This is a genomic window from Gracilimonas sp., from assembly GCF_040218225.1.
Classification (GTDB): domain Bacteria; phylum Bacteroidota; class Rhodothermia; order Balneolales; family Balneolaceae; genus Gracilimonas.
The window spans coordinates 12,253-38,660 of record NZ_JAVJQO010000007.1 but is presented as its reverse complement, the minus strand read 5'-3'; the positions used below and the strand labels follow the sequence as shown (position 1 = coordinate 38,660).

Here is a 26,408-nt window from a genome sequence, read left to right as displayed (position 1 = left end):
TTCATGAAACGCACGTACCAACCAAGTAACAAGAAGCGAAAGAACAAACACGGTTTCCGCGAACGTATGTCTACCAAAAATGGACGTAAGACATTGAAAAACCGTCGCAAGAAAGGCCGTCATAAGCTAACCGTTAGCGATGAGAGAAAAGGAGCGAAGTAACCTTACGGATTCTCCTGATCGCAGATTTACTTTATCTAAATCTCACATTTTACGTGGCAGGCGAAATTTTGAGGAGCTGTTTTCAAGCTCCTCTCTTCTTACTTCAAAAGAAGTAAACCTTCGCTACACCACATATCCCGATGCCGATAGGAATATTCTTGTTGGCTTCATCGCTCCAAAAAAAATTGGTAAAGCTGTTCAGCGTATACGCACCAAGCGACTTCTGCGCGAAGCTTACCGAATTAACCAACATATCATTACCGAATTGCCTGAAATAACTGAAATGGGACTCCACTATGTTTTTATGGCAAAACAAGCTGATCTAACTTTTGATATAGTTGAGCGTAACGTCACTGACTTACTCAAACAACTACGCTCCAAACTGACTTCCAAACCTTCACCTATTTAAACATCTGTACTTTTGGATAAGAATACCGCAACCGGATTTGTCTTAATTTTTCTACTCATGTTGGGATGGTTTTATTTCACGATGCCATCCGAAGAAGAACTGGCAAATCAGCGCAAAGAACAGGCGGTGCAGGATAGCCTCGCCCTAATAGAACAAAACCGGCAAGATTCTTTAGATCGAACAGCTGTAGCTGAAGATGAACAACAGCAAGATCAACCCCGTGAGCAAACGATAAGCGAAGAACAGGATGAAGCTCCGGAGGTTAGGGGATTATTTGCAAACAGTCCGGTAACCGAAGAAACAGAAATCGAGGTTACTACCCCGCTTTACACCGTCACATTTACCAACCGTGGGGCAGGTCCTAATTCATTTATTCTCAATAACTATGATACCTGGGATGGCCGCCCCGTCCAGCTGATTGCTGATACAGCACATTCAGCTTACAACATCGGGTTTCTCTCCACAGAAAATTACAATGTGGAAACCCAGAATATTTTATTTGAACAAGTTACTCCCGGTTCAAGCATGAATATTTCTTCCGGTGAGCAACGTGAAATCCGGTATGAACTGGAGCTTCAGGATGGTCGGGAAGTCATTTTAACTTATTTGCTCAACGGCAATAATTATGAGATTGATGTAGATGTACAGTTTGTTGGGCTGCAGGATTATGTAGTGGGAAGAAGTATCGATTTTGGCTGGACTTCTCCACTCCGATTCACAGAAAAGGATCACACACAGGATGCACTGGCAACTTCAGCGTATGTTTATGCAGGAGGAGAACTGGAGCAATTTAAGCTGGATGAAGCCGGTCGTGAAGAAAATACCATTAATGGGAATATTGACTGGGCTGCTACCAAAACCAAGTTTTTTACCCAGCTTATTAAGCCACTTTCGCCTACCGATGCCGCTATGTTGACCGGCGAAGTAACCGGCGCTATTGACAACCAAAATACCGAGCACCGATACAAGTCATCTATCCGTACTGATTTGGATGACCAGGGATCGACTGCATTCCAGCTGTATGTTGGGCCAATGAAATACCGAGAAATCGTAAAGGTGGATGATCATGCTTATGATATGGTGGATATTGGATGGAGCTGGTTGCGTTGGTTTTCTGATCCATTTGTTAAATGGTTGGTGATTCCATTTTTTGAATTTCTGTCAGGATTTATTTCCAACTTCGGGGTTATTATTATTGTATTTGCGGCCTTAGTGAAGCTGGTTCTTTCTCCACTGACCTACAAAAGTTACAAAAGTATGGCTGCCATGGGTGAGCTGCAGCCCCAGATGAAGGAAATACAGGAGAAGTACAAAGACAATCCACAGAAGCAGCAAAAAGCAACGATGGACCTGTACAGAAAGAACAAGGTAAACCCGCTGGGCGGCTGTTTACCCAACCTCTTGCAGTTCCCGATTTTAATTACCCTTTGGCGGTATTTTCAGAATTCAATCCTGATTAGGCAGGAACAATTTTTATGGGCAAATGACCTTTCCGCTCCTGATTACATAATAAGCCTGCCATTCAGTATTCCATTTTTAGGTGAAAGCATTGCCGGATTTGTACTGCTAATGACAGCTGCTATGATGGTTCAAAGTAAATTGACCGGTGGTATGAGCGGTGGCGGTGGAAGCAGCCCAATGGCTGGACAAATGAAGATGCTTCAGTATATCTTCCCGGTTATGTTATTGTTTATATTCAACAATTTTGCAGCTGGATTGAGTTTATACTATCTCGTATTCAACGTGCTTTCCATTATTCAGCAGTTCTTCATTAAGCGAAGTCTGCATGGAGATAAAGAAGAGGCCAAGGCATAGCTTGGTTTGTGTTAATATGTTGTGATGCTGAATTTGATTCAGCATCTTTTCCATTTCAGATCGTGAAATAAATTCAGGATGACGGCAGAGTGATTTAGGTACTACCTTTTTTATACTCTTGGTGAGTATCTTTTTTGAAAGCTGAAATGTTACTTAAACGCAAAATCTTTGTTAAGCAAAGCTCTTTCACATTTTCCTCAGTTCAAGTTCAGAGATGCAGAGAAACGCCTCTGGAATCCGATTCTGAAAACGACGTTTGCTATCCGCCCTGAAGAGCGGGTTCGTCTTGCATTGGTAGACTACCTGATACTGGAAGCCGGTATGTCAACTTCCCGCATTTCTTTTGAGAGCCCCGTAAAGTTGCCCGGCGATAAATCCTCTTCACGCACCGATGTTATTTGCTATGATAGCAACTTTAAACCGCTGCTGCTGGTCGAGTGCAAAGCCCCGGACATTAAACTGAATGAAAAAACAGCTATTCAGATAGCCAGATATAACCAAAAAGTGGGAGCTCCATTTTTGCTGGTAAGCAATGGAACCCTTGATTTCTGGTTTGAAGTTGAAGGCGAAAAAGTTGAACTATTGGATGAGCCTCCTGAACTATTTCAAGCAACCAAAGAAGTAACTCCGGATTTAAATTATTGGACAGAACGGGGGTTTATAGGAGAGAAGATAAATCCTAAGGCTAAATCATTTGCAGTTGAATCCTGTATTCAACTATATAAAACTCCGAATCAGCCCATCAAATATTTGAGTTTTGATGATTCTCCTTCTGAATTTGCACTGGCTCATTACTACCGCATTTTTGGAGTGAACGAAACCCAGCGAGTAGCCTTGAGTTTTTCGGTAAATCCAGCTGGAGATACGCGACTGAATGTTGTTCTGAATGATAAAGGAGCAAACATAGCTTTTTGTACTATATCTTTGAAATCAATGGCAGAGAATGAAACTGAACCGGCAGAGGTTCATTCAGCAAAGGGTGTTTACAAACTGGACTTAAGCGAAGAAATAGAGTTCGGTTTTGACAAAAACATCAGCGGGTTAGCCAAAAGGTTTCCTGATCTGTTAAGCCAACATTCCTGAGTCGCTGAGTCGATATTAGTTAGGTATTTTGGTATTCTTGGTATCCTCAAAAACAATCAATCTTATATAGTAATGATGCATCAGAAGCACCGCGAAAAACTATTTTCACTATTTGATGAAGGCCAGAATGGAGTTGTATTTATCCAGGGTTCGGATATCCTCTACCGAAATGAAACGGATTACGAATACCCATTCCGCCAGGAATCCAATTTTTGGTATCTCACCGGAGTGAATGAGCCAGAATGTGCACTGATCCTGGATCTGAAAACGGAAGAGTATCACCTTTTTGTACCCAAGCGGGATGCACAATATGCGGTGTGGCATGGTTATGTTAAATCTTTGGAAACATATCAGGAGCAATACCAGCCGGATCATCTGCACTATGCGAATGAAATTCTGACTGTAATGAACAGGATTAAGCCGGATAAGGTGTATTGTTTAAATGAAGCGGATGCAGAACTGATTGAAGATCTGAATCGTGGTTTCGAAGCAGATGTAGAAGCTTTACATGATGCCCTTACGTATTGCCGGGTGCTAAAAACAGACGAAGAGCTGGTGTATATGCGTAAGGCCGCAAAAGTGAATAATCTGGCACATACGGAAGTTATGAAAGCCATTAAGCCGGGTATGTATGAGTACGAACTAAAGGCTCTGTTTACCAAAATTCAGTATGAAAATGGGCTTCAGCAAGATGCTTACAACGGTATTTTTGCGGGAGGAAAAAACAGTGCCATTCTTCATTATGTAGAAAACACCAGCCAGATTAAAGACGGTGATTTATTTCTGCTTGATGCCGGACATGAGTACCAGGGGTATGCTTCTGATATCACAAGGACTTACCCGGCAAATGGAAAATTTACAGATCTGCAGGCCGGTGTATATGATGCTGTTCTTGCTGCTTTAAATTCATCTATCGAGAAAATTGAGCCCGGGGTAAAAATGGAAGATCTGCATATGCATGCAGCCCGAACAATTATGGAGGGACTGAAAGAAGCAGACTTGGTTAAAGGCTCGGTAGATGACATGATGGAAAACAACATTTTTGCTCTGTTCTTCCCACACGGTCTGGGTCACTTTCTTGGATTAGATACCCATGATGTAGGCGGTTATCCAAAAGGAGTGGAACGCATCGATCGGCCGGGAATTAAATTTCTCCGTGCCAGAAGAGACCTGCAACCAGGAATGGTTGTGACTATTGAACCGGGCTGCTATTTCGTGCCCGCACTACTGATTCCTGCTATTGAAGATGATAATCAATCCAAATTCCTGAATGTCGATAAACTGACCAAAATGTTTGAGTTTGGCGGTATCCGGATTGAGGATAATATTGTGGTAACAGAGGATGGATTCGAAAACCTCACGGATGTACCAAAGGAAAGAACAGAAGTGGAGAAATTGATAACGGGTTAAATTTGTTCTGAAACCGAATAACGAAATAAACTCAGCAAAGAACATTGGCAAGAAAGAAATTTGACATACCGGAAATGTACCAGTCGCCGATTATCCGAAAGGTGAAAGAGGCGACGAAAATCATCGATCCGATGAAAAAGGATCTCGAACCGACTATGCTCGATTTCGGGCCGGTACAATTTTATATTCCGCGATTTTTTGGGTTCTGCTACGGTGTGGAAAATGCTATTGATATTGCCTATCGAACCGTGGCTGAAAATCCAGATAAGAATATCTATCTGCTTAGTGAGATGATTCACAATCCAACGGTGAATGAGGATTTACTAAAAAGAGGAGTGAAGTTTTTGTTTGATACGGACGGAACCGAACGCATCCCGATTTCATCCCTGAATTCAGACGACATTGTAATTGTACCAGCTTTTGGAACCACACTCGAAATACAAGAACAGCTGAAAGAAGTAGGAATTGACCCCTATCAATATAACACCACGTGTCCTTTTGTAGAGAAAGTCTGGAAAAGGGGGAAGCAGCTTGGTAAGAAAGATTACAGCTTGGTGGTTCATGGTAAACATAGGCATGAGGAAACACGGGCTACGTTTTCACATAGTGCTGACCATTCAGAAGTAGTTGTGGTTTTAAATCCTGAGGAAGCTCATATTCTTGCAGATATTTTAACTGAAGATCGTCCGCTTTCAGATTTCGAAAAATACTTTGGCCATAAATCAACGCCCGGTTTCAACCCATTGGAAGACATGGTGCGCTTCGGGGTGATCAACCAAACCACGATGCTTGCAACCGAGACCCAAAGGGTGATGGAGATTCTGAGAGAAGCAGCCATCAAGAGGTATGGAGAAGCAGATATTCTTGATCACTTTGCCGATACCTCTGACACACTATGCTATGCCACCAATGAAAATCAGTCGGCAACTCTGGCTCTTGCTGAAACAGATGCAGACTTAGCTATTGTGGTTGGCGGGTACAACTCATCCAATACGATGCATCTGGTTGAAATTTTAGAGCATCAGTTTCCTACCTATCACGTTCGGGATAAGGGAGAGCTTTCGCCTGATGCGGTCAGGCATTTCAATCAGTGGGATAAAGAAATGAAAGAAACCAAAGACTGGATTCCTTCTGATAAAAAACCATTGAAAATTGCTTTGACTTCGGGTGCTTCCTGCCCTGATGTTTTAGTAGATGAGGTATTGCTTCAGGTTTTGGATTACTTTGAAGGAACCAGAGAAATTAATGAAGTTATAGCCCCTTTCGAGGATAAACTCGAGGCGGAAGAAGCCTGAGCTGTTTAATCGGTATTCCCTAATTGATTTATCCTATCCAGAGCAATGATTAGCGAATACACCAAAAACGAAAGAACGAAAAATGTGGATTCAGAAAGAAGTTAAGCTCTCTCCAAAATCACGTGGATATCATATTGTTACAGATGAAATTCTAAGAGAGATTCCGGAAATCAAAGATATCCAAACCGGGCTGGCGCACATCTTTATCAAACATACCAGTGCGGGTTTAACGATCAATGAAAATGCCGATCCATCTGTACGCAGAGATTTTGAATCGCACTTTAACCGGGCAGTACCGGAAGACACTTCGCTCTATGAGCATACACTTGAAGGTACCGACGACATGACCTCTCATATCAAAAGTTCGTTGTTGGGTTCATCTGTTTCTATTCCTATTACCAATGGCCGGTTTAATCTGGGCACATGGCAGGGAGTGTATCTATGCGAGCATCGAAATCATGGCGGTTCCAGAAAACTGCTGGTTACCTTGAATGGGGAGTGAGCTTTAAATTTTTTATTATGAATTATTAGATCCGTTCTCGTACATTATCTGATAATTCATTGGGTTTCAATAACCTAACCAGTTTTATAACAGAGCTTTTCTTTTGGTTAGGGGATTGATTTCGGAAATCAGATAACAATATAATTTTAATAGAATTATGAGAGAGATATTTTTTACCCTGATCCTCATTCTTGTTGCCTCAAATGTGATAGTTGCACAAGAATTTATAATTGAAGGTAATTTACAGCTCGCCAATCCACAAGGCGAATACAAGGAGAGCATCGATCGGGTAGGCTTTGGTGTGAACCTGAATGCATTCTACCGGTTTAAAAACACACCCCTCAGTACAGGACTTGATTTTAACTTTATGAATTTTGGTGTGGATAGCAGGGAAGAACCTATCAGTTCAAATATCCCGGATCTTCGAGTTAGAGTTGAGAATAGTTATAACCTGTTTCAGCTTTTTGTTAAAGGCAAAATACAACCTCCGTCAGGTTTTTTAAGGCCATATGCTGAAGGCCTGTTTGGGTTTAATTATTTTTTTACAGAAACTACCATCAGTGAACGAAATAATTCTTCTTCTGACCCTATAGCCTCTGATACAAATTTTGATGATGCAGCGCTTGCCTGGGGCGGAGGAGCGGGGGTAATGATAAGAATTGCTGATAATCGGAATAAAGAGCCTAAAATCAGCGAAGATGGAAACGAGATGATTAGCTCTAAGACCACATACATCAATTTGGGGATTCGTTATTTATCCGGAAAAGAAGCTGAATATCTCAAAGAAGGCTCCATTCAAGTCAATAACGGTAGAGTGACTTATGAAACCTTCCGGTCTAAAACCGATATGATAATTTTTCAGTTGGGTCTGGGCATCACCTTTTAAAAAGAGATTCAATTTCTACATTGGGATGTAGGTACTTGGAGAGCCCGGGAGAAAAGTTGGATATCGGTTTTAGTTATAACCCTTTCCGAATTCTCAAGAGACGATCGATTGGACTCCGGTCATTGGGATTCACCAAGTGATCATGGTGTTTATTGGAGTATTTTACATCTTCTGTAGAGAAAAATGCTTCAGGGTCGATATCTTTTACAATGTTAAAAACTTTGTTCAGTTTTTTTCTCTTCATTACCGTAAAAATGACTTTTACATCATTGAATCCACCTTTGGCATCGATACTGGTTAAGGCAATTCCTGCCTCTTTCAAAGCCTCAATAAGCTCTTCAGACTTGTTCAGGGTAATAATACGCACCAATACGGTTCCTACTTTCATTTTGTCTTCTATATAAAGCCCGATGAACGTTCCGGCTGAAAAACCGGCAGCATAGGCTATATAATTCACCCAGTGATTGAGGTTTTTAAGAAGCTGTGCAACTACAATGACCCAGATGAGCACTTCAAAAAACCCGAGAAGAGCCGATTGCCATTTATAACCCCGGGAGACCATTGTTATACGTAATGTTCCAAGAGAAACGTCAGCAATGCGGGCAAAAAAGATGAGTATGGGGAGTACGAAAAAGGGTAATTCAGTCATAATAGATTTCAAACATAATAAAAAAGCCTCCCAAGGTTAAATTGGGAGGCTCAAATAAGATACGAATTTACTTATTCATGCGGTGGTGAATTTTCAGCCTGACTGGCTAATTTTTCTATTACACCGGCAGCCCATTCCTTACCACCTAAACCAAAGGCAAGTCCCAGAGCAAGGCAAGCAGCTCCAAATAAAAGCAGAAAAGCATTAGTTACTAACTGCTCACCGATACTTAGTTGTGTAAGTGAAAGAGATACGACAAATAATATGATCGCATATTTTGCGATGGCTCCTACCATATTTGCTTGTCTGACTCCAATGTTGCTCAAGTAAGTGCTCACAACCTGAGCGATAAATCCTGCCAGGAATACACCAAAAATAAGTGCTAAAACAGCTACTATTACATTTGGAATGTAAAGGATGATTTGGTTGAATAATTCAGACGCTACACTTAGTCCCAGCGTATTTAACCCTGCCAGGATTACTATCAACATAATCAGCCAGTAGATAATACTGCCGAGTATATCTATGGCAGATTTTTTGCTTCCACCATCCTTTAGAAACTTGTCGATTTTTGCTTTCTCTGTTACGACATCTAAACGTATTAACTTCAAAAGTTTTACAGCGGCTGTTTGTACTAATTTGGCAATTATCCAGCCTACAATAAGGATTAAAATGGCCCCAATCAGGCTGGGTAAAAAAGAAGCTAATTCATTGAAAAAAGTATTATACGACTCTACTAATACACTTTGGATTTCCTCTAACATAATGCACCTCCGTTTAATGTGAATATTGTATTCTCATTTACCGAAAGCTGATATCATTAACAACAAGTTTTTATGTATGGCATGTTGTATCCCGATAATTTTTCTGTAAATTCATCTTGATAGTGGAACCGAATAACCCTTATCTTAAAGGTCTTGGGCAAGTCCTATACAGCCAGCTCCCTTTGAACTCCGTCAGGGCGGGAACGCAGCAGCGGTAATCTGGTCGTAGCGGCGTGATATAGGTCGCTTGCCCATTTTTTATTTTACCAGATAAAATAGAAAAGCCCGGTACAAATTAATGTGCCGGGCTTTTTTTTGATTTATAGAAAAATAAAATTACATGTTACCAGTAGTAATGGGAACAGCTACTTTTGTAGTTCCCCAGTGTAAATTCAAATGAGCTTTATCAGATGAAAGGCTGTCAAAATAAATGGCAAACCATTCCATCATTGGAGCGTCGTTATTTACAACAGCTGCTGGAACCCTAACATAGTCTTCTCCCATGTCATACTGTGTTCCCCAGGATAACTTATTGTTTAAGATAATAGTCCACTCTTTGCCGCTTGGCATTGAATACAAAGAATAGGTGCCGGCTTCAACTTTCTTACCACCTACCATTACATCATCTGAAAAAGTAATAGCTGCAGATTCGTTGGCTCCGGTTCTCCAAACCTGTCCTGATGGAGCTAAATCTGAACCATCTCCAAAATAAGAACGACCTTTAATGGCTGGCCGACCATAGGTTATGGTTACTTCAGTAGTGCCAATGGTCTGGCTAACGGATGCATTTGGACTCGTCCTTGGTTCAGAGCTACCTCGTTCCTGGGCCATAGCTGTTTCAGCTACAAATAAAGCAGATAGCACCATTAAAAAACAAAGTTGTATTAACTTTTTCATGATTCCTTGATTTTAATTATTGGTTAGTTTGTTTTAAATAAAGATTCGTCGATATCTGGTAAAATCTTTAAGGCATTTTTGTAGTACACTTTTCGTAACACTTCATTTGGCAAATCCAATCCATACATTTGCCAAAAAGCGTGTCGTCTTCGGAAATAGTCGAAATATTCGTCATCACTTTCCAGCACTCTGAAATAGGTGTGATACTCATGCGGCCGGTAAGTGTCTTTTCCGAATAGTAAACGATCCTGATACTTGATGAAAAATTCTTTGGCAAAGCGGGGTTGACGACCAAGTTCTGCAATAATAGCGGCAGTTTCGGTATATACATTCGGGAACTCATCCAGATGCTCACCAAGGCGGGTGAGATTGTTTGCCATCCAGCCAAAATGGGCGTTTATAAAGGTAGTTTCAGGGTGCTTACGGAATACATTCCATTGTTCCTGCATCACCACCTCCCAGCTTGGGTATCGGGTGGAATCCCCACGATGGCGACTTGGAAACTGCTTCATTTCAAGCCAGCGTTCGTTGTGCTCATCAATAGGGGCCCAGAATACGGCGGGTTCTCCGGTATGAATGAGTACGGGCATGCCAAGCTCTCCAGCTTTAGCCCAAACCGGATCAATTCTAGGATCATCGGTATGTACGCGATTTCCTTTTGAATCCAAGACGGTAAGTCCAAGGTTTTTGAAAATCTTCAACCCACGCGCTCCATTCTCATAGTCCTGTTCAAGTTGAGCTACCGTACGTTCTGTCCAGTCCGGCTTATCAATTCCATCAAAATCGATATTGGCAAAAACGATGAAACGACCGGGAGCTTGTTCTCTGGCAGCATCAACCATGGCTTTTAATGTTTCACCAGACCGGCCACTCAGGTTGACCAGCACTTTCATATTAAGGCTGTCCATCTGTCGGGTGGTTTTTTTCAGATCCATGGAAGCCATTCGCCAGAGGTGGCTGTGAATATCTACAAAGGGATATTTTGCTTCAGTAACTTTCTCGCCAGGAACTACCAGCGTAGACTCCGGGTCATATTCTTCGAATGTCATTGTGGTATCAGGTTCCTGTGCAAAAGCTGCCCCAATACATAAGATGGAAAGAAGAAAGGTGTAGGTATATTTCATTTTTTGTTTGTTATAACAAATATGTTAACAACATATAATACATGTAGCAGGGATATAAAAAAAGTCCCGCACCCCTCTAAAGTACAGGACTTGTAATTAACTGAGTAGAATATTAGTTCACTTTCTCTTTATCCTTCAACAAATAGCTGAATTCCTTTTTAAATTTCTTCACTTTCGGAGCTATAACGAACGAGCAATATCCGGCATTGGGATTATTCTCAAAATAATTCTGGTGATAGTTCTCAGCTACATAGTAGTTTTCGAGCGGCTGAATTTTAGTTACAATCGGATCTTCCCATAAATCAGATTCATCCGTTTTCTTCAACGATTTCTCTGCAATTTCCTTCTGTTCTTCATTATGATAGAAAATCACCGAGCGGTATTGTGGCCCAACATCATTTCCCTGTCGGTTTAGTGTAGTGGGGTTATGTGTATGCCATAGCACTTCAAGCAGTTCTTCATATGAAATCACGTCGGGATCGAAGTGAATTCTGGCAACTTCGGCATGTCCGGTTGTACCAGTTGTAACTTCTTTATAGGAAGGATTTTCAACATGCCCGCCTGAATAGCCCGATTCTACATGTTCGATACCTTCTACCAATTCATAAATAGCTTCAACGCACCAAAAACAACCTGCGCCAAAAGTAGCTTTCTCTAAATTCTTTTCTTTATTCATATCCATATCCATATCCTGAGCTGATAATGATAGTGTTGAAAGACTTAAAATAAGTCCGGTTATAAAAAATGATTTTGTCATACCAACCTTCATCTTATTTGAGATTCATAAAATAGACAACATTTACTTCGATTCTATTACGTGGACAGAACAAATACTTCGCAATACTTCGTTTCCTTGAGTAGAATAGATTTGTACACACATGTATATGATACGCAGTAAATGAGAAGTCAGATTGAAGTCATAGTTCAATTAATAAGAAATAGAAGAACTTGGATAACAATATAAAGAAATAAAAAAGCCTGTCTCTTTATTCAAGAAACAGGCTTTCTAATCTGGTGCTCACGAGAGGAATCGAACCTCCACGGCCGTTAGGCCATACGCCCCTCAAGCGCACGCGTCTACCAGTTCCGCCACGTGAGCATTGGTAGTAAATGAAGGGCGACAAAGATAGCACTTTTAGCTTTCAAAATTCAATTGATTCACACAAAAAAACCCATCCAATTTAATGAATGGGTTTTGCTGTGTGTACACCTTTTCAGATATACTTCAGGCTTAGGCGAATTGTTATTATGCAATCATAAGACGATTCGTTTCGGCCTAAAGTTCTAAGCTCTGTGTCGTAACAAACACTTCATCATTCAATGTTGAATGTGATTGTTCTTTGTTTGGTGTTCTACTCTTCTTCGAGCTGACGCTTTGCGTAATCGTTTTCAGGATCGATTTTAAGAGCCTGCTCATAATACGTGCGGGCTTTATCAGTCTGACCGCCTTTCTTAATCATGTCTCCCATCAGAATCCAGTTTTCAGCATCTTTAGGATCTTTCTTGATCCGCTCAATCAAATAGGGGATGGCTTCCTGTCCACGGTCGGTCATCAGCATCAGCATCACTTTGTTGCGGTGAGCCGCTGAGGTGTCATTAAGTTCAATGGCTTTATCAAAATCTTCTTCAGCCCCATCCAGTTTTTCAAGCTGCATGCGAACATTCCCCCGAAGGTTGTAATAAGCGGCATTGTCATCATCCAATTCCAATGCTTTCTCAATAGCTTCTATACTGTGGCTCCATTGGTTGAGCTGCTGCATCACCAGAGCTTCAAGGTACCAGGCTTCATGAGAGTCAGGTTGTTCCTTTTGTAACTCTCTGGCTACATCAAGGGCATAATCGATGTCTTTTTCCCTTAATAATTCAAATCCTTTATTCAGTTTCTCTTCGAAATTCATGGAATATGTTTAATTGTCTTTATTTGAAAGATCTTCGTATTCGGCTTCTTCAATTTCATCAAAGCGATTTCGCCGATTTTGTGATCCGCCGCCTCTAAACGGATTGAAATTTTGTTGTCGCTTATTGGAAGGTAAGAACAATCGATTGATATATCTCACCAAAAGGAAAAATACAATGCTAAAAAATATAAACTTAAGCATGGTTCTCAGGGTGCAATATGAATGTGAGTATTGGTGTGAACCGGCTTTTCAAAAATCTGTTCTTCAATGTAACTCAGGTGCTCTTTATTATTGACAAAATCTATCTCAGAAGCATTCAGAATAATAAGGGGAGCTCGATTATAATGGTGGAAAAAATGATTGTAAGCATCATTTAATTCTTTCAGATATTCGGGTGTGATATTTCGTTCGTAATCACGTCCGCGCTTCTCAATGTTTTCCATCAGACGGTCTACCGAAGACTGAATAAATATAATGAGGTCGGGTTGTGCTGCTATACCCGTCATGATGTTGAAAATGTTATCATAAAGAGCCAGTTCATCCTGGTCCAAATTCAAGCGGGCAAAAATCCGGTCTTTATCAAAAATATAATCCGAGATTGTAAACTGATGAAACAGATCCTGGCTCATCATGTTTTGCTGTTGCTTAAAGCGACTTGCCAAAAAAGCCAGCTGAGTCTGAAAAGCGTATCGCTCACGGTCTTCATAAAATTTTGGGAGGAAAGGATTGTCTTCAAATTCCTCCAATACCAATCGGGCATTCTGCCGCTCAGCCAATAAGGAAGCGAGTGAAGTTTTTCCGGCTCCAATTACGCCTTCAATGGCAATAAAATCATAAGAATTGGACATCAGCTACCAGTTCAAGGTTGTTCTAACAATTTCGAGATCCGGGGCTTGTTCTATTAAAGTATCCACGTGCTGAGCGGAAACGGGATCTTTCCAGTCTGGAAAAACATCTCTTAAAGGCAATAGAACAAATAAACGCCGGGTGTATTCCTGATGGGGAATGATAAGGGTATCTGTTTCAACGACCAAGTCATCATAGGCAATTATATCCAAATCTATAGTCCGGGCTGTCCACTTGGGGTAGCGGGATGGGCGCCCCTGTTTTTTTTCCTGAGCTTTCAACTCTTCAAATAGTTGTTCAGGAGATAATGAAGTTTCTAATGCGATCACTCCGTTTAAAAAATCATTCTCTGAAGGGCCAACGGGTTCAGATTTATAGATTACAGATGTTTTGATTCCCCGGTCAGCAAGGATTTCCAAAAATGAAGCTGCCGTTTGAAGTTGTCGATGAGGATTGCTGAGATTAGAGCCAAGGGCTATGACTACCTGGGCCATGACATCCTCGCTTCAGTAAATTCAGTAGCAGAAGAAAGGGGAGGTGATAGTTTGCGAACGCTTACGTCAAATGAAGAGTGCTCAGGAAACGTCTCCGAGATTTTATTGCCGATCCGATAGCATAGATGTTCGATCAGATCTACTGATTCGCCTTCCATAATTTCTGTACAGATTTCATGAACTTTAGTGTAGTCGATGGCATCTGAAAGCTGATCTGATTTGCCCGGCGGTACAAGATCAGACGCAAAAATCACATCTACTTCAAAATTGTTGCCCTCTTTTTTCTCATGTTCATGCACTCCGTGAAATGCCCTGAACTTCATCCCTTTGATAGTGAGGGTGTCCATGAGTTAAAGGCTGGCTACTTCTATACGCTGATGAAGTTCTTCGACCATGCGCTTATGTTTGGCACTGGTAGAGATGCGCTCTTCTACTGTTGAGATAGCGTGAATTACGGTAGAATGATCCCGGCCTCCGAAGTGTAACCCAATCGTTTTTAAGCTGGATTTAGTGAATTTCTTGGAGAGATACATTGCAATCTGACGAGCTTCTACAATTTCCTGCTTTCTTGTTTTCTCGCGTACTTTGTTGGTGTCGATGCCAAAATAATCACACACATAATTTTGAATAGATTCGATGGAAATCTGGGTGTTGGATTCTTTGACCATGTCTTTAAGAACACGCTTGGCCATGGCCAGGTCGATGTCATCTATATTCTGTAGGGAAGCATGAGCCAGTAATTTAATAATAGCTCCTTCCAGGTCACGCACATTTGATTTAAAATTGTGTGCGATGAACTCAATGATTTGCGGGTCAATTTCGATGCCGTTATCGTTCGCCTTCCGCTCTAAAATAGCGTAACGGGTTTCATATTCTGGCATTTTCAAATCTGCACTCAATCCCCAGCCAAAACGGGAAATTAATCGCTCTTCAATATCTGGTACATCTTTTGGAGCACGATCACTACTCAGAATAATTTGCTTGCCATCCTGATGAAGCGCATTAAAAATATGGAAGAACTCTTCCTGTGTTTTTTCTTTTCCGCTAAAGAACTGAATGTCATCAACCATCAGCACATCGATGTTCCGGTAAAACATGGAAAACTCGCTGGCACGGTTATTTCGAATAGCGTGAACAAATTCGTTGGTGAAAGCTTCGGAAGATATATAAAGAACAGATTTCTCGTCTCCAAACTTTTCCTTAATCTTATTGCCAATGCTTTGAACAAGGTGAGTTTTACCTAAACCGGTAGGACCATATACAAAAAATGGATTGAAAGAATTACTTCCCGGATTGTCAGCTATGGCCATGGCAGCGGAACGGGCCAGTCGATTACAGTCCCCTTCGATGAAGCGCTCAAATACGTAATTGTTATTAAGATTTGAGTCAATTTTTGTCTTTCGTATTCCGGGAATTACAAACGGATTTTCAATACGGTCGGGATGGTATTCGGGATAGCCATTTGATTCCTGAGGTTGTACAGGTCCCATAGGGCGTTGCGGCATTCTAACCGACCGGTTGTGCTCAAACTGATCAGACTTCTCCATCACAATTGAGTACTCCAATTTACCTTCAGGACCGAGTACTTTTGCCAGAGTTGAGCGAAGCATATTATAGTAGTGCTCTTCCAGCCATTCATACCAAAACTGACTAGGCACCTGAACGGTAAGCGTATTGTCTTTCAGAGACACTGGTTTAATCGGCTCAAACCAAGATTTATACTTCTGATAGCTGATGTTGTCCTTAATAATATCCAGGCATTTTTCCCATGCCGATTCAACCGAAAGCTCGTGCAATTTCCCTAATCCCCCTTCAGGTGTAAACTTAATGTTATCAGATCAAACCAAAACCAGTTATCCACAAGAAGAAGTGCGTATGCTGATTTTGTTCTGCCGTGAAAATGCCAATTTATCCCGCACTTGTCAAACGCCAGTTTGGTCAATGAAGAAAAGTTATCCACATTCAAAAATAATCTATAATGTATTGGGCTTCAATACTTTAAAGGTTTTTGCGAAAAATTCTAAAGTTTCTCTTGACAGCGGTTAACATTGCCGTAACACTGAATTAACCTTTATCAGTATGAGGTAAATTTAAGGTTAATTTTTTTTCCACAAGTTTTCCACATTTTGAAGTGCGATTGAAAAACGCTGGGTGAGAATAAAAAAATTAGTTTTAAATCAAGCTTTTCTTGCTTTTAAAAACCGGGGTTTTTGACCGTAATCTTTTCTCAGTTCTGCGGTCCAGCTCCGTTCAGCGAACAAATTTAAAACTTCTTCCGCATATTTCTCATGAAGCTCTAAAAAAACGGTTCCCTCTGAATGCAATAAACTTGAGCTTAGCTTTTCAAGTGCACCGTACATTTTTTGAGTAGATTCACAGAATAATGCTTCTGTTGGTTCATAATTTTTAACCTCTTTATCGAGGGAAGATTTCTCGTTGTGTAAAATGTATGGCGGATTGGATATAATCAGGTCAAACTTTTGATCCTGAAAAGCGGCTGGTTTGAAAAGATCATCTTTTGCAAAATGGATATCGACCTTATTCCGGGCTGCATTTTTTTTGGCTATTGATAAAGCATTTTCTGAGATATCAGTCGCAAAAACTTTCCAGTTTGGCTGTGATTTTTTTAAAGCTACAGGGATGCAGCCGGAACCTGTTCCGATATCCAAAACGGAGAGTTCACTATCTTCCGGATAAAGCTCCAAAATCCAGGCAACCATCTCTTCGGTTTCTTGTCTTGGTATAAGGACGCCTGGTTCAACAATTATTTTGACATTATGAAAGTCGGTATGCCCGGTAATATACTGAAGGGGTTCATGGGCGGCTCGTCGTTTAACAAGTGGACGCAAAATATCCAATTCCTCAGAAGAAAGAGGGCGATCATAAATCAGGTATAAATCAAGTCTTTTGACATCAAGCACATCGGCAAGCAGCCACTCAATGCTCATTCGTGGCGACTTGACGTGTTTGTCTTCGAAAAAGTCAGTAGCCCACTCCAACATGCTAAGAACCGTCCAGACGGAAGGTGCTTTGGGCATGAATTATTCTTCCTCAGCTTGCTTTGGAGGCTGTTCTTCCTGTAGAGTAAGTCCGTGACGCTTGGAGAAATCAAGAATAAAGTCAATTACATTAGACTCTACATTTCTTTCTTCGGACAGAGAACTGCCACGGAATCCCATGCGCCCACCGGTTTTTTTAAGTACAATTTTATTGTGCTTACCCAAACTTTCAACAATACAAGTAAGTGTAACACTGGAGTTGATTTGTTTTTCATACTCTTCATATACGGCTACATAGATCGTTTCTGAAGATTCTTCCGGAGAGTACTCGTATAAAAATTTAGGCGGATGTTCTTTGAATAATTTAGAAGACATCCTGCGAAGCGTTGCAGTTGGCCCAAATACAAAATAAGTTGTGTGTGAATTCATGCTTTGTAGCTTGAATTAATTATTTTAAAGGAATGTTGTGTGTATCGAAATTTGTGCTGAAAATAACAGGTTATTGCTTTAAGGCAATAAGAAAAACGGCAAATTTTCGTTTACAAAACTGACAATGCACTCAAAACATTCATAAACCCACTTTTTTGATGAAAAAATTGATCTTTTTTACGTTTTTATTTTCTCTTTTTGGGGTTGGGAATCATGCTTTTGCACAGTTTGGTGAGCCAGATGTTCAGAAAAAAGAAGTTCCGAGAAATTTATACGACGAAGGGTACAGAACAGGATTTGGCTTCAATATTTCATTAAACGATTTTGGAGTAGGCGTTGGAGGGCAGTTCCGGTTTGGGTTAAACTCTTATACAGAGGCCTTGGTTACGTTGAAAATGATGGGGTTAAAAGACCCAACAGAGCAAACATTTATTGACTATACCTTTGGTTTTAAGACCGTGCCCGAAAAATACCGGCGGGTTTTGGCTGTTCCATTGTACATAGGTTTGAAAAAAAGATTCTTTGCAGAAGAAATTTCAGACAACTTCCGAGTATATAGCTCTTTAAGTGCCGGACCTACCTATGCTTTATCCTATGCGTATTTCAATGACACTACTGAGAATGGGTTCCGGGAAAACGATTCCGGAATTTATGGACGGTCTGAAAGATTAAATGATATTTTTTCAGGATGGGGAGACTCAAAAAGCCATTGGGGTTTTGGTGGGGAGTTCGTTTTGGGAATTGATTTTGGAGAGAAGTTCTCGAATTTGTCTAGTGTGCAATTCGGGTATACTATGAATTATTTCTCAGACGGAATACAGGTATTGGAACCCTGCCAGCCAGATCTGAACCGGATCAATCAGCAGCCGTTAAATCCTTGCGGGATTTCTGAGTCCAATACAGTCCCTGTTTTTCTATCAGATGGTAGTGTAGGACAGGCCCCACTGGAAAAAGCCAACGATCCCCGTAAATATTTCGGTACGGCTCAAATCACACTTATTTTTGGCTGGATGTGGTAATCTAACTTCTGATAACCTCAGTAAACCATTTTTCGGGATTTGCCAAATTCTCTATGATCAGGTCTGGTGCATGTTCTGATAGTTCTTCCCGGTCATATTTTCCGGTTGTAACGGCTACACATTTCATGCCGGAATTCTTGGCACACTCAACATCTCGTGGGGTATCACCTAAAATAATAAAACGGGATGGATCAGGATTGAAATCATAAATCTTTTGAACTTCATCAATGGCCAGTTGAGGTAATTTATTTCGGTCTTTTTCGAATTCACCAAACGCGCCAAAAGAGAATTCCCGGTCTACGTCAGCTGCCTTTAGTTTAATATGAGCAGCCTGAGGATAATTGCCAGTCAAAAGACCACAAATGAAATCACCTTCAAAAAAATACTCAAGAGCTTCATCGATATGAGGGAGCCTTGTCACCCTTTTCTTCTGTGTGAGAAGTACATTTTGCAAATAATCGAGATAGAGTGATTTGTATTCCTGATACAGGCTTTCATCGAAGTCATGATTCACTAAAAATGAAGTGAAAATATCGTGATCCGTTCTTCCCGAAAATGAATCACTTTCCATGTCAGGGTAGTCGATATTTAGTTCATCAAGAATTTTGCGCAGATGGCTGCGATTAAATTTACTGTCAACTGTGAGAAGGGTACCATCTATATCAAAAAGAATAATCCAGGGATGTTGAGACAAAATGAAAAAATGTTTTAGTGTTAATACAATCTTCAACAAAGTTACAAAACTTAGTGCGAAATGGCTTTAAGTACATGTTAAATCGTGGTACCTTTGAGCTATTAATCTCACTAACTACTAATCGGAGAAATTGAAATGAGTTTTATTGAAGACGTTCATGCAAGACAGGTGATCGATTCGCGGGGTAATCCAACCGTTGAAGTGGATGTAACTTTAGATACGGGCACCATTGGTCGTGCGGCGGTTCCTTCAGGTGCATCAACAGGTGAACATGAAGCTGTTGAGCTGAGAGATGGCAACAAAGATTATTATCTCGGAAAAAGTGTTTTGAAAGCTGTTGAGAATGTAAACACAACCATTGCTGAAGAATTTCGCGGACTATCCGTATTTGGTCAGGTAGATCTGGACGATTTATTACTTGAACTAGATGGCACGCCCAACAAAGCTAATCTTGGAGCGAATGCGATCTTAGGCGTTTCTATGGCAATAGCTAAAGCAGCGGCAGAAGAGCTTGGAATGCCCCTTTGGAGATATGTAGGAGGCGTAAATGCCAAAGTAATGCCTTTGCCAATGATGAATATCATAAATGGAGGTTCCCACGCGGATAACAGCGTAGACCTTCAGGAGTTTATGATTATGCCAGCTGGAGCCGAGTCATTTAGTAATGCTCTGCAAATTGGAGCTGAAGTATTTCATAATCTGAAAAAAGTGCTTTCCGAAAAAGGCTACAGTACAGCTGTGGGAGACGAAGGTGGATTTGCACCGAACCTGAAATCAAATGAAGAAGCGGTGGAAGTTATTTTGAAAGCCATCGAAAAAGCAGGCTATACTCCCGAAGAAGATGTTTTGATTGCACTGGATCCGGCTGCTTCTGAGTTCTATAATACAGAGTCAGGTTTGTATGAATTCAAGTGGAGCGATGGTTCCAAAAAAGATACTGATGCAATGGTAGAATTTTGGAGTAATTGGGTAGAGAAGTATCCGATTATATCTATCGAAGATGGACTTGCTGAAAATGACTGGGATGCCTGGAAAAAGCTCACAGATGCTATAGGGGATAAAGTGCAGCTTGTTGGGGATGATTTATTCGTTACCAACACCAAGCGTCTGGCAACCGGAATTGAACGAGGAATTGCAAATTCTATCCTTATCAAGGTAAACCAGATTGGTACGATTACAGAAACGCTGGATGCCATTGAGATGGCTCATAAAAACGGATACACAGCTGTAATTTCTCACCGTTCAGGAGAAACTGAAGATGTGACTATCGCTGATCTCGCGGTTGCGACGAATGCCGGTCAGATTAAGACCGGATCCATGAGCCGTACCGACCGAATTGCAAAATATAATCAGCTGATTCGGATTGAAGAACAACTGGGCGATTCGGCTATTTTCCTGGGTCATGATGCCTTTGGACTCTAAGAAACCCAAGTACTTACCATTGAAAAGCCGTCACATTAGTGATGGCTTTTTTTATGCAGTTTTGTTAAATGTGGGGCATGGAAATACTATTCTTTATAATCGGCAGTTTTGTATTTGGCCTTGGGGTTTATCTGATTTACGACCACATCAGTTATGTAAGGCTTGCGGCAGAAACCAAAGGTAAAATAACCGGCTTCAAAACTTCTACTGGCTCTAAAGGGAATACAATGTACAATCCGGTAGTGCAAAGTTACTTTGGTGATTTCACCTCCAGATATGGAAGCAGCAGTCCTTCTTACCAGATAGGGGAAGAGGTAAATGTTTTGTACATAGCAGGCAAAACTCCCCGCTTGAAATCGAATATGCCGTATTTTGCCGGGCTTTTCTTAATGGTGTTTGGTGGTGTTTTCTGCCTCGTCTTCTTTTCGGTATTCAACTTCTCCAAATGGAATGTTATATACTCTTTGGGCATCTTTTTTCTCATTGCTATTTCTATGCGCAAAGTGTTGAAGTCTAAAGGAATTGATTCTCTGGATGAATTGAAGGAAGTTGTAAAAAGTATTGACAAAGACAATCAGGATACCTCTGAAAATGTAATCAGAGAACCGGTTAAAATACAGCAGGTTTCTGCTGATCAATCTAATGTGACAAAGATTATAGGGCCGGTATTCACTATAGTTGGACTGGGTATAATCGGTTTGGGAATATATCTGGGAGTAGAGCGCTATCATTTTTTGCAGGATGCCATTCCAGCTACTGGTACCGTCATTGATTTTCATGAAAGCAGAAGCGACGATGGTTATACGTATTACCCCATTGTAGAATATTCCCCGAGTGGTTCATTTGAAGCTATTACTTTTCGGCATGATACCGGGAGTAACCCGCCTTCTTACAGCCAAGGTGAGACTGTTGAGGTGCTCCATGCTCCTGATAATCCAAATAACGCCATTATTGATAAGGGTATTTTTAACTGGGCGATTTCAATTTTTGTGGGTCTTTTTGGAATTTTATTTGGATCTGCCGGGGTGGCGGCATCGGTTTCAGCTTTCCGCAGAAGAAAGAAATTAAATTAATTTGTAAGGAGTTGTCCTGGGATCGCTCTTACTGAATACATAGTAGCTTTTTCTGAGCCGTCCTTTTCACCAAAGGCGGCTCTTTTTGTGTGAAATGAATCTGCTTAAAACCATTAGAATGCGTACCATGTAATGTATGCGAAATACCCACACAGAACTACTTAATTTTCGGAATCATCTGGAAACCAAGATTGATTGGGCACCTCATCTGAATGTCATTATCGGCCCGAATGGATCTGGCAAAACCAGCCTGATTGACGCGATTCATTATCTTTGCATGTCACGAAGTTTCGTTTCCAATACCGATATGTATGTAGTGAATCAGGATGAAAGCTATTTCATGATTAAAGGTCATTTTGAAGGCCAGATACGGTCTGAATTTGATGTGTCTTGTTCTTACTCGCGCGGAGATGGGAAAAAAATCTTTGTGAACGATTCGCCACTCGAACGCCTATCTGATTTAATTGGCATGGTTCCGGTTGTAACATTAACTCCTGATGACAAAAAGCTAACGTTGGAAGGTCCGACCGAACGGCGTAGTTTTATCGATGCATTTATAAGCCAGATTTCTCCAGCATACCTTCGCGATTTAATTGAATATCGCAGAGTGCGGAGACAGCGGAATTCTTTGCTTCAGGAATATCGTGGACCCGTTTCAGTACTGGAAGCATACCTTGAACCCTGGAACGTCCAGCTTGTTGAGGCCGGAGCGAGGATTGTAGCCAAACGACATGAAGTGCTTGAGAACCTGAAAGCATATCTTGAAAAAGATTATGCAATGATTTCAGGTATGGACTTAACTACCAATCTGGAGTATCAAACATTTTGTACTCCTTCAGCTGATGTGGAAGCTATTGAGAAGGAATATTATGATCAGTTGGAGTCGGCTCAACCCAAGGAAATAGAACGCGAGATTACGACCATTGGTCCACACAGAGATGAGATTGTTTTTTACCTGGATGATTTTGAGCTTCGCCGGTTTGGATCACAGGGACAGCATCGGCTTTTTGCGCTGTCACTGAAGCTGGCTCAACTTCATTATTACTCTGATGAGCTTGATGATTTACCCATATTGATGCTCGATGATGCGTTTGGGGATTTAGATCCGAAGAAAACAGAAATTTTATTAGACGCGCTTCAACAACATAAAGGTCAAATATTTATAACTTCTGCTAATCCGGTTCCTTTCCAGGATTATGTTACCTTTGATGGAACAAACAACCGGTTGTATAAAGTAGAAGCTGGTAAGATAAGTGAGGTTGTTAAATAAATGAGATTTGATACGCCAAAATCGTTAGCATCCGTTCTTGAAGAGTTTCTGGAAAAATTTCCTCAGAAAAAGAAACTCAAGCAGGGGATGATTCTTTCAGCTTTTGAAGAAGTGGTCGGCAAACGAATGGCTTCGGAAGTAGAAGACCTTCATTTTGAAGGAAATAAACTGGTAATGAGAGTGAAGCATCCTTCGTGGAGACATGAAATTCATGGAAATCGGTTTAGCATTGCCAAAAAATTAAATGCTAAAGTAAAAGGAGATGTCATTGGCGACATCATCGTGCGTAGTTAGTTGATTAACCTTAATCCTGCATCTATATTCGGCTATGGCTGACATCACGGATAATGAATTTATAAATAGGCTTAAGGCTTTTCTGAAGCCCGGCACAAAGCCCGGTACAGAAGAAACGGAAATGCGTTTCATCAGGCGGGAAAAGGTGATTGTTTTTGTAGGGGCATATATAATGGCCATTTCACTGTGGTTTATTGTGAATTTGAGTGGAAGCTTTAACATCACAATAAATATTCCTGTTGAACCAGGAAATGTACCCGAGAATATGGCTTTGACGGAAGACCTTCCTGAGTTTGTGCAGGTAAGCGTTTCGGGAGATGGCTGGCAATTGCTAAATCTTTATAACGATCCGCCAACAGTGGTTATTAATATTGAAGAGAGTGAGATTAATCTGTTTGATCAGGTTCGCCAGCGACTCAGTTATTTACAGGAAATTGATGTTGCCAAGGTTCAGCCTTTGCTGCTATCGGTAAACATGGAACCTAAAATATCTAAGAAAGTGCCGGTTAAGATTAACACTGATCTTAATTTTCAAAGCCGGTTTGGACTGGTTGGCAGCCCTACGTACAGTCCCGACAGCATAACGGTTACAGGGGCAGAGTCTCGCATTGTTGATATTATTGAGTGGGAAGTTCAGGATACATTGAGGCTGGGAGACATTCGTGATGATATTTCAGCAACACTACCCCTGGAAGACGCGAATGGTATTGTTGAGCTTTCTGAAAATGAGATTACCTTTAATGCAGATGTGTCTGAATTTACCGAAGGGGAGACTACGGTTTATATTCGTACAAGAGGCTTGCCTCGTGGACAAAATGTGAACTACAACCCCTCTTCAGTAACCATTAGGTTTGATGTACCTATAGAGCAGTATGCTGAAGTAGAAAAAATAAGGCCTTATGAAGTGTATGTGCCTTATTCTAAAATTCTGGAAGACTCAACCGGTTTCGTTACCCCGGATATTGAGCAGACTGCCGAGCAGTTTGAGCTCAGGCTCCGAAGTTTTCAGCCTAAAGCCGTGGCTTACTTTACAGTGTTGAACTAATTCTGGTTTTCAACCAAACAAGCCTTTAATGTTCCCACCATCATGACTAATAGTTTGTCCGGTTACATATCCGGAATGAGGTGACAAAAGCCAGGTTGCCAGTGTCGCAAATTCTTCTCCGGTTCCCATTCTGCCTACGGGTATACTTTTCTCCATGTCCGCTTTTACTTCATCAAATGATTTTCCTGACTCTTCCGCTCTTTTTTGAATTACCCGATCGATAGCCGGAGTTTCATGCGATCCGGGTGCAAGAAGATTTACAGTGATGCCTTCTTGTGCAATTTCAAGGGAAAGTGTTTTGGCAAAACCGGCTACAGCAGCACGAAAGGAATTGCTCAGAACAAGTGATGGAATAGGTTGCTTGATAGACTGGCTTTCAACGAACAAAATCCGTCCATACTCATATCTTTTAAAATGTGGAACCAACCGCTTGGTAAGGTCTACTTTCCAGCGAAGAACAGTTTGATAAGCATCATCCCATTGCTCAAGAGAAGTTTCCATGGCTGACAAGGCTGGTGGTCCTCCGGCATTAATTAATGCCCCATGAAGTTGTTGATCGGTTAAAATCGATTCGATCTCATCCCGTGTTTTTTCATCGGTAAGATCTCCGATAACAGTTTGTACCTGACTTGGAAATTCGCCCTCCAATTCCTGAAGCTTTTCTTTCCCTCGGGCAACGGCTATGATATTTGCCTCTTCATTTAATAATTGTTCTGCTACGGCCCGCCCGAAACCACTGGATGCTCCGCAAATAAGAAATCGTTGATTACTAATTTCTAAATCCATGATTACCTTCTTTTTCTTTTTTCTTCCTGAATTCGTTTGTACAGTTTTCCCTGCTTTTTATCTTTTGCGCGGCGCTCAGCAATAGTGCTTGAGAAATGGGCTTGTTCACGTTTTAGTTTATGATAGTTTTCATAAGATGCCTGATCAAGTTCACCCGATTCCAGAGCTTCTAACACCGCACAACCCGGTTCCTCCATATGCTTGCAGTCATTAAAACTGCAGTTTTTTGCAAGAATTGAAATCTTACCAAAAGTATGTTCAATCCCTTCTGAACCTCCGGTTATACCAAGCTCGCGCATACCTGGAGTGTCTACAAGAACACCACCCTCAGGAAGCACAATCAATTCACGGTGGCTGGTGGTATGCTTTCCTTTACTCGTACTTTCACTAACGGAATTTACATCCATTTTTTGTTTTTGAAGAAGATTGTTGGTCAAAGATGATTTCCCAACACCTGATGATCCAAGAATACAATAGGTGTTCCCTGAAATAATGGTCTTTTTTAGTTTTTCGTACCCGGATAATGTTTGATTACTAATAGGATAAACAAGGATGTCTTTAATCCTTGCTTTTATAGACTTGGTAAGTTGATTTATTTCTTCACGGCCAATCAGATCAATTTTACTTAAAACAATGATGGGCTTGATGGACGAAGCAGTACAAACAGTTAAATATCTTTCCAGCCGGTTTAGGTTAAAATCATGACCAACAGCCTGCATGATAAAAGCAACATCTACGTTTGTGGCGATAATCTGTTTTTCGCCAAACTTTCCCACCGCCTGGCGCTCAAGAATTGAGAAACGGGGAAATATTTCATGAATAACTGCGGATTTGTCATCAAATACGGAAAGTTTAACCCAGTCACCAACGGCAGGCAGATCAGACTTTGATTCGGCCGTATAACGCAAGCCGCCCGTAATTTCGGCTTGAAATGTATTGTTTGGGGTTTGAACACTGTATCGGTCTCTGTGTTCAATAATCACCCGGCCAAGCTCATAATCAGGCTCATTGAAGTTGATTAAAGCGTTTACAGCTTTATTATATCCAAGTTCTTCAAATGTCATTACACAGGTTTTTTTCAAATATAGGTAATGATAAATGATAGGCCCAATGTTTTCCAAGTCCGTGATCGGGAACAATGGG

The 26,408-nt window shown here is 41.0% G+C and carries 30 protein-coding genes, 1 tRNA gene and 1 other RNA gene; 16 read left to right on the top strand and 16 right to left on the bottom strand.

The window, feature by feature from the left end; translation table 11 throughout:
• The first annotated feature begins 3 nt into the window (after positions 1 to 3).
• The 8 genes from rpmH (at position 4) to RIB15_RS10390 (ending at position 7,562) form a co-directional block, all read left to right on the top strand.
• Positions 4 to 162 (top strand): 50S ribosomal protein L34, encoded by a 159-nt coding sequence (gene rpmH / locus RIB15_RS10425; protein ID WP_255133485.1) that lies wholly within the window; start codon positions 4 to 6, stop codon positions 160 to 162.
• Positions 140 to 571, top strand: coding sequence for a ribonuclease P protein component (locus RIB15_RS10420; protein ID WP_350202091.1), 432 nt, complete (start codon positions 140 to 142; stop codon positions 569 to 571). The genes rpmH and RIB15_RS10420 overlap by 23 nt, the downstream gene beginning before the upstream one ends.
• Positions 572 to 583: 12 nt before the next feature.
• On the top strand, positions 584 to 2,386 hold the full coding sequence (gene yidC, locus RIB15_RS10415; RefSeq protein WP_350202090.1) for a membrane protein insertase YidC: 1,803 nt from the start codon (positions 584 to 586) through the stop codon (positions 2,384 to 2,386).
• A 168-nt stretch (positions 2,387 to 2,554) separates the two neighbouring features.
• On the top strand, positions 2,555 to 3,469 hold the full coding sequence (locus tag RIB15_RS10410; RefSeq protein WP_350202089.1) for a type I restriction enzyme HsdR N-terminal domain-containing protein: 915 nt from the start codon (positions 2,555 to 2,557) through the stop codon (positions 3,467 to 3,469).
• Between the two features lie 72 nt (positions 3,470 to 3,541).
• Positions 3,542 to 4,879, top strand: coding sequence for an aminopeptidase P family protein (locus tag RIB15_RS10405; protein ID WP_350202088.1), 1,338 nt, complete (start codon positions 3,542 to 3,544; stop codon positions 4,877 to 4,879).
• A 74-nt stretch (positions 4,880 to 4,953) separates the two neighbouring features.
• Positions 4,954 to 6,174, top strand: a complete 1,221-nt coding sequence (gene ispH, locus RIB15_RS10400; protein WP_350202274.1) for a 4-hydroxy-3-methylbut-2-enyl diphosphate reductase — start codon at positions 4,954 to 4,956, stop codon at positions 6,172 to 6,174.
• Between the two features lie 82 nt (positions 6,175 to 6,256).
• On the top strand, positions 6,257 to 6,676 hold the full coding sequence (locus RIB15_RS10395; RefSeq protein WP_350202087.1) for a secondary thiamine-phosphate synthase enzyme YjbQ: 420 nt from the start codon (positions 6,257 to 6,259) through the stop codon (positions 6,674 to 6,676).
• A 157-nt stretch (positions 6,677 to 6,833) separates the two neighbouring features.
• Positions 6,834 to 7,562 (top strand): hypothetical protein, encoded by a 729-nt coding sequence (locus RIB15_RS10390; RefSeq protein ID WP_350202086.1) that lies wholly within the window; start codon positions 6,834 to 6,836, stop codon positions 7,560 to 7,562.
• A 73-nt stretch (positions 7,563 to 7,635) separates the two neighbouring features.
• On the opposite strand, the gene RIB15_RS10385 is transcribed toward RIB15_RS10390, so the two are convergent.
• A complete protein-coding gene (locus tag RIB15_RS10385; RefSeq protein ID WP_350202085.1) occupies positions 7,636 to 8,211 on the bottom strand; it encodes a DUF2179 domain-containing protein in 576 nt (191 codons plus the stop codon).
• Between the two features lie 71 nt (positions 8,212 to 8,282).
• Entirely contained in the window at positions 8,283 to 8,975 is a 693-nt protein-coding gene (locus RIB15_RS10380; RefSeq protein ID WP_350202084.1) for a mechanosensitive ion channel family protein, read from the bottom strand.
• A 155-nt stretch (positions 8,976 to 9,130) separates the two neighbouring features.
• Between RIB15_RS10380 and ffs the strand changes: the two genes are divergently transcribed.
• An RNA gene (ffs, locus tag RIB15_RS10375) (signal recognition particle sRNA small type) lies at positions 9,131 to 9,231 on the top strand.
• Between the two features lie 80 nt (positions 9,232 to 9,311).
• Here the strand turns inward: ffs and RIB15_RS10370 are convergent.
• The 9 genes from RIB15_RS10370 to dnaA form a co-directional block, all read right to left on the bottom strand.
• A complete protein-coding gene (locus RIB15_RS10370) occupies positions 9,312 to 9,872 on the bottom strand; it encodes a DUF2911 domain-containing protein (RefSeq protein WP_350202083.1) in 561 nt (186 codons plus the stop codon).
• Between the two features lie 23 nt (positions 9,873 to 9,895).
• Positions 9,896 to 10,996 (bottom strand): amidohydrolase family protein, encoded by a 1,101-nt coding sequence (locus RIB15_RS10365; protein ID WP_350202082.1) that lies wholly within the window; start codon positions 10,994 to 10,996, stop codon positions 9,896 to 9,898.
• Positions 10,997 to 11,108: 112 nt separating this feature from the next.
• Positions 11,109 to 11,753 (bottom strand): peptide-methionine (S)-S-oxide reductase MsrA, encoded by a 645-nt coding sequence (gene msrA / locus RIB15_RS10360; protein ID WP_350202081.1) that lies wholly within the window; start codon positions 11,751 to 11,753, stop codon positions 11,109 to 11,111.
• A gap of 255 nt (positions 11,754 to 12,008) precedes the next feature.
• Positions 12,009 to 12,095: transfer RNA gene (locus tag RIB15_RS10355), tRNA-Leu, on the bottom strand.
• Positions 12,096 to 12,348: 253 nt separating this feature from the next.
• The gene (locus RIB15_RS10350; protein WP_350202080.1) at positions 12,349 to 12,894 is read right to left on the bottom strand and encodes a tetratricopeptide repeat protein; all 546 of its coding nucleotides are present in this window, start codon (positions 12,892 to 12,894) and stop codon (positions 12,349 to 12,351) included.
• 206 nt (positions 12,895 to 13,100) lie between these two features.
• Positions 13,101 to 13,742, bottom strand: a complete 642-nt coding sequence (locus tag RIB15_RS10345; RefSeq protein ID WP_350202079.1) for a deoxynucleoside kinase — start codon at positions 13,740 to 13,742, stop codon at positions 13,101 to 13,103.
• A gap of 3 nt (positions 13,743 to 13,745) precedes the next feature.
• Positions 13,746 to 14,234, bottom strand: coding sequence for a 2-amino-4-hydroxy-6-hydroxymethyldihydropteridine diphosphokinase (gene folK / locus RIB15_RS10340; RefSeq protein ID WP_350202078.1), 489 nt, complete (start codon positions 14,232 to 14,234; stop codon positions 13,746 to 13,748).
• The gene (gene folB, locus RIB15_RS10335; RefSeq protein WP_350202077.1) at positions 14,222 to 14,581 is read right to left on the bottom strand and encodes a dihydroneopterin aldolase; all 360 of its coding nucleotides are present in this window, start codon (positions 14,579 to 14,581) and stop codon (positions 14,222 to 14,224) included. The genes folK and folB overlap by 13 nt, the downstream gene beginning before the upstream one ends.
• A gap of 3 nt (positions 14,582 to 14,584) precedes the next feature.
• The gene (gene dnaA, locus RIB15_RS10330; protein ID WP_350202076.1) at positions 14,585 to 16,030 is read right to left on the bottom strand and encodes a chromosomal replication initiator protein DnaA; all 1,446 of its coding nucleotides are present in this window, start codon (positions 16,028 to 16,030) and stop codon (positions 14,585 to 14,587) included.
• 31 nt (positions 16,031 to 16,061) lie between these two features.
• Between dnaA and RIB15_RS10325 the strand changes: the two genes are divergently transcribed.
• Positions 16,062 to 16,280, top strand: a complete 219-nt coding sequence (locus RIB15_RS10325; protein WP_350202075.1) for a hypothetical protein — start codon at positions 16,062 to 16,064, stop codon at positions 16,278 to 16,280.
• 131 nt (positions 16,281 to 16,411) lie between these two features.
• Here the strand turns inward: RIB15_RS10325 and prmC are convergent, their stop codons facing one another.
• Together prmC and RIB15_RS10315 are read right to left on the bottom strand one after the other, a co-directional pair.
• Positions 16,412 to 17,272, bottom strand: a complete 861-nt coding sequence (prmC, locus tag RIB15_RS10320) for a peptide chain release factor N(5)-glutamine methyltransferase (protein WP_350202074.1) — start codon at positions 17,270 to 17,272, stop codon at positions 16,412 to 16,414.
• Positions 17,273 to 17,275: 3 nt separating this feature from the next.
• A complete protein-coding gene (locus tag RIB15_RS10315) occupies positions 17,276 to 17,662 on the bottom strand; it encodes a hypothetical protein (RefSeq protein WP_255133443.1) in 387 nt (128 codons plus the stop codon).
• Positions 17,663 to 17,820: 158 nt separating this feature from the next.
• Between RIB15_RS10315 and RIB15_RS10310 the strand changes: the two genes are divergently transcribed.
• A complete protein-coding gene (locus tag RIB15_RS10310; protein ID WP_350202073.1) occupies positions 17,821 to 18,681 on the top strand; it encodes a hypothetical protein in 861 nt (286 codons plus the stop codon).
• Position 18,682: 1 nt separating this feature from the next.
• Here RIB15_RS10310 and RIB15_RS10305 read toward each other — a convergent pair whose 3' ends face one another.
• Positions 18,683 to 19,375: an HAD family hydrolase gene (locus RIB15_RS10305; protein WP_350202072.1), complete on the bottom strand. Its 693-nt coding sequence runs from the start codon at positions 19,373 to 19,375 to the stop codon at positions 18,683 to 18,685.
• A 135-nt stretch (positions 19,376 to 19,510) separates the two neighbouring features.
• Here RIB15_RS10305 and eno point away from each other — a divergent pair, with 135 nt between their 5' ends.
• The 5 genes from eno to RIB15_RS10280 all read left to right on the top strand — a co-directional run bounded on the left by eno (position 19,511) and on the right by RIB15_RS10280 (position 24,479).
• The gene (gene eno / locus RIB15_RS10300) at positions 19,511 to 20,797 is read left to right on the top strand and encodes a phosphopyruvate hydratase (RefSeq protein ID WP_350202071.1); all 1,287 of its coding nucleotides are present in this window, start codon (positions 19,511 to 19,513) and stop codon (positions 20,795 to 20,797) included.
• A 77-nt stretch (positions 20,798 to 20,874) separates the two neighbouring features.
• Positions 20,875 to 21,870, top strand: coding sequence for a DUF3592 domain-containing protein (locus RIB15_RS10295; RefSeq protein WP_350202070.1), 996 nt, complete (start codon positions 20,875 to 20,877; stop codon positions 21,868 to 21,870).
• 136 nt (positions 21,871 to 22,006) lie between these two features.
• Entirely contained in the window at positions 22,007 to 23,140 is a 1,134-nt protein-coding gene (recF, locus tag RIB15_RS10290) for a DNA replication/repair protein RecF (RefSeq protein ID WP_350202069.1), read from the top strand.
• A complete protein-coding gene (locus RIB15_RS10285) occupies positions 23,141 to 23,434 on the top strand; it encodes a DciA family protein (RefSeq protein ID WP_350202068.1) in 294 nt (97 codons plus the stop codon). It abuts the gene before it with no gap.
• 34 nt (positions 23,435 to 23,468) lie between these two features.
• The gene (locus RIB15_RS10280) at positions 23,469 to 24,479 is read left to right on the top strand and encodes a CdaR family protein (RefSeq protein ID WP_350202067.1); all 1,011 of its coding nucleotides are present in this window, start codon (positions 23,469 to 23,471) and stop codon (positions 24,477 to 24,479) included.
• 9 nt (positions 24,480 to 24,488) lie between these two features.
• On the opposite strand, the gene RIB15_RS10275 is transcribed toward RIB15_RS10280, so the two are convergent.
• Positions 24,489 to 25,265, bottom strand: coding sequence for an SDR family oxidoreductase (locus RIB15_RS10275; protein WP_350202066.1), 777 nt, complete (start codon positions 25,263 to 25,265; stop codon positions 24,489 to 24,491).
• Positions 25,266 to 25,267: 2 nt separating this feature from the next.
• Entirely contained in the window at positions 25,268 to 26,329 is a 1,062-nt protein-coding gene (rsgA, locus tag RIB15_RS10270) for a ribosome small subunit-dependent GTPase A (RefSeq protein WP_350202065.1), read from the bottom strand.
• Between the last annotated feature and the right edge of the window lie 79 nt (positions 26,330 to 26,408).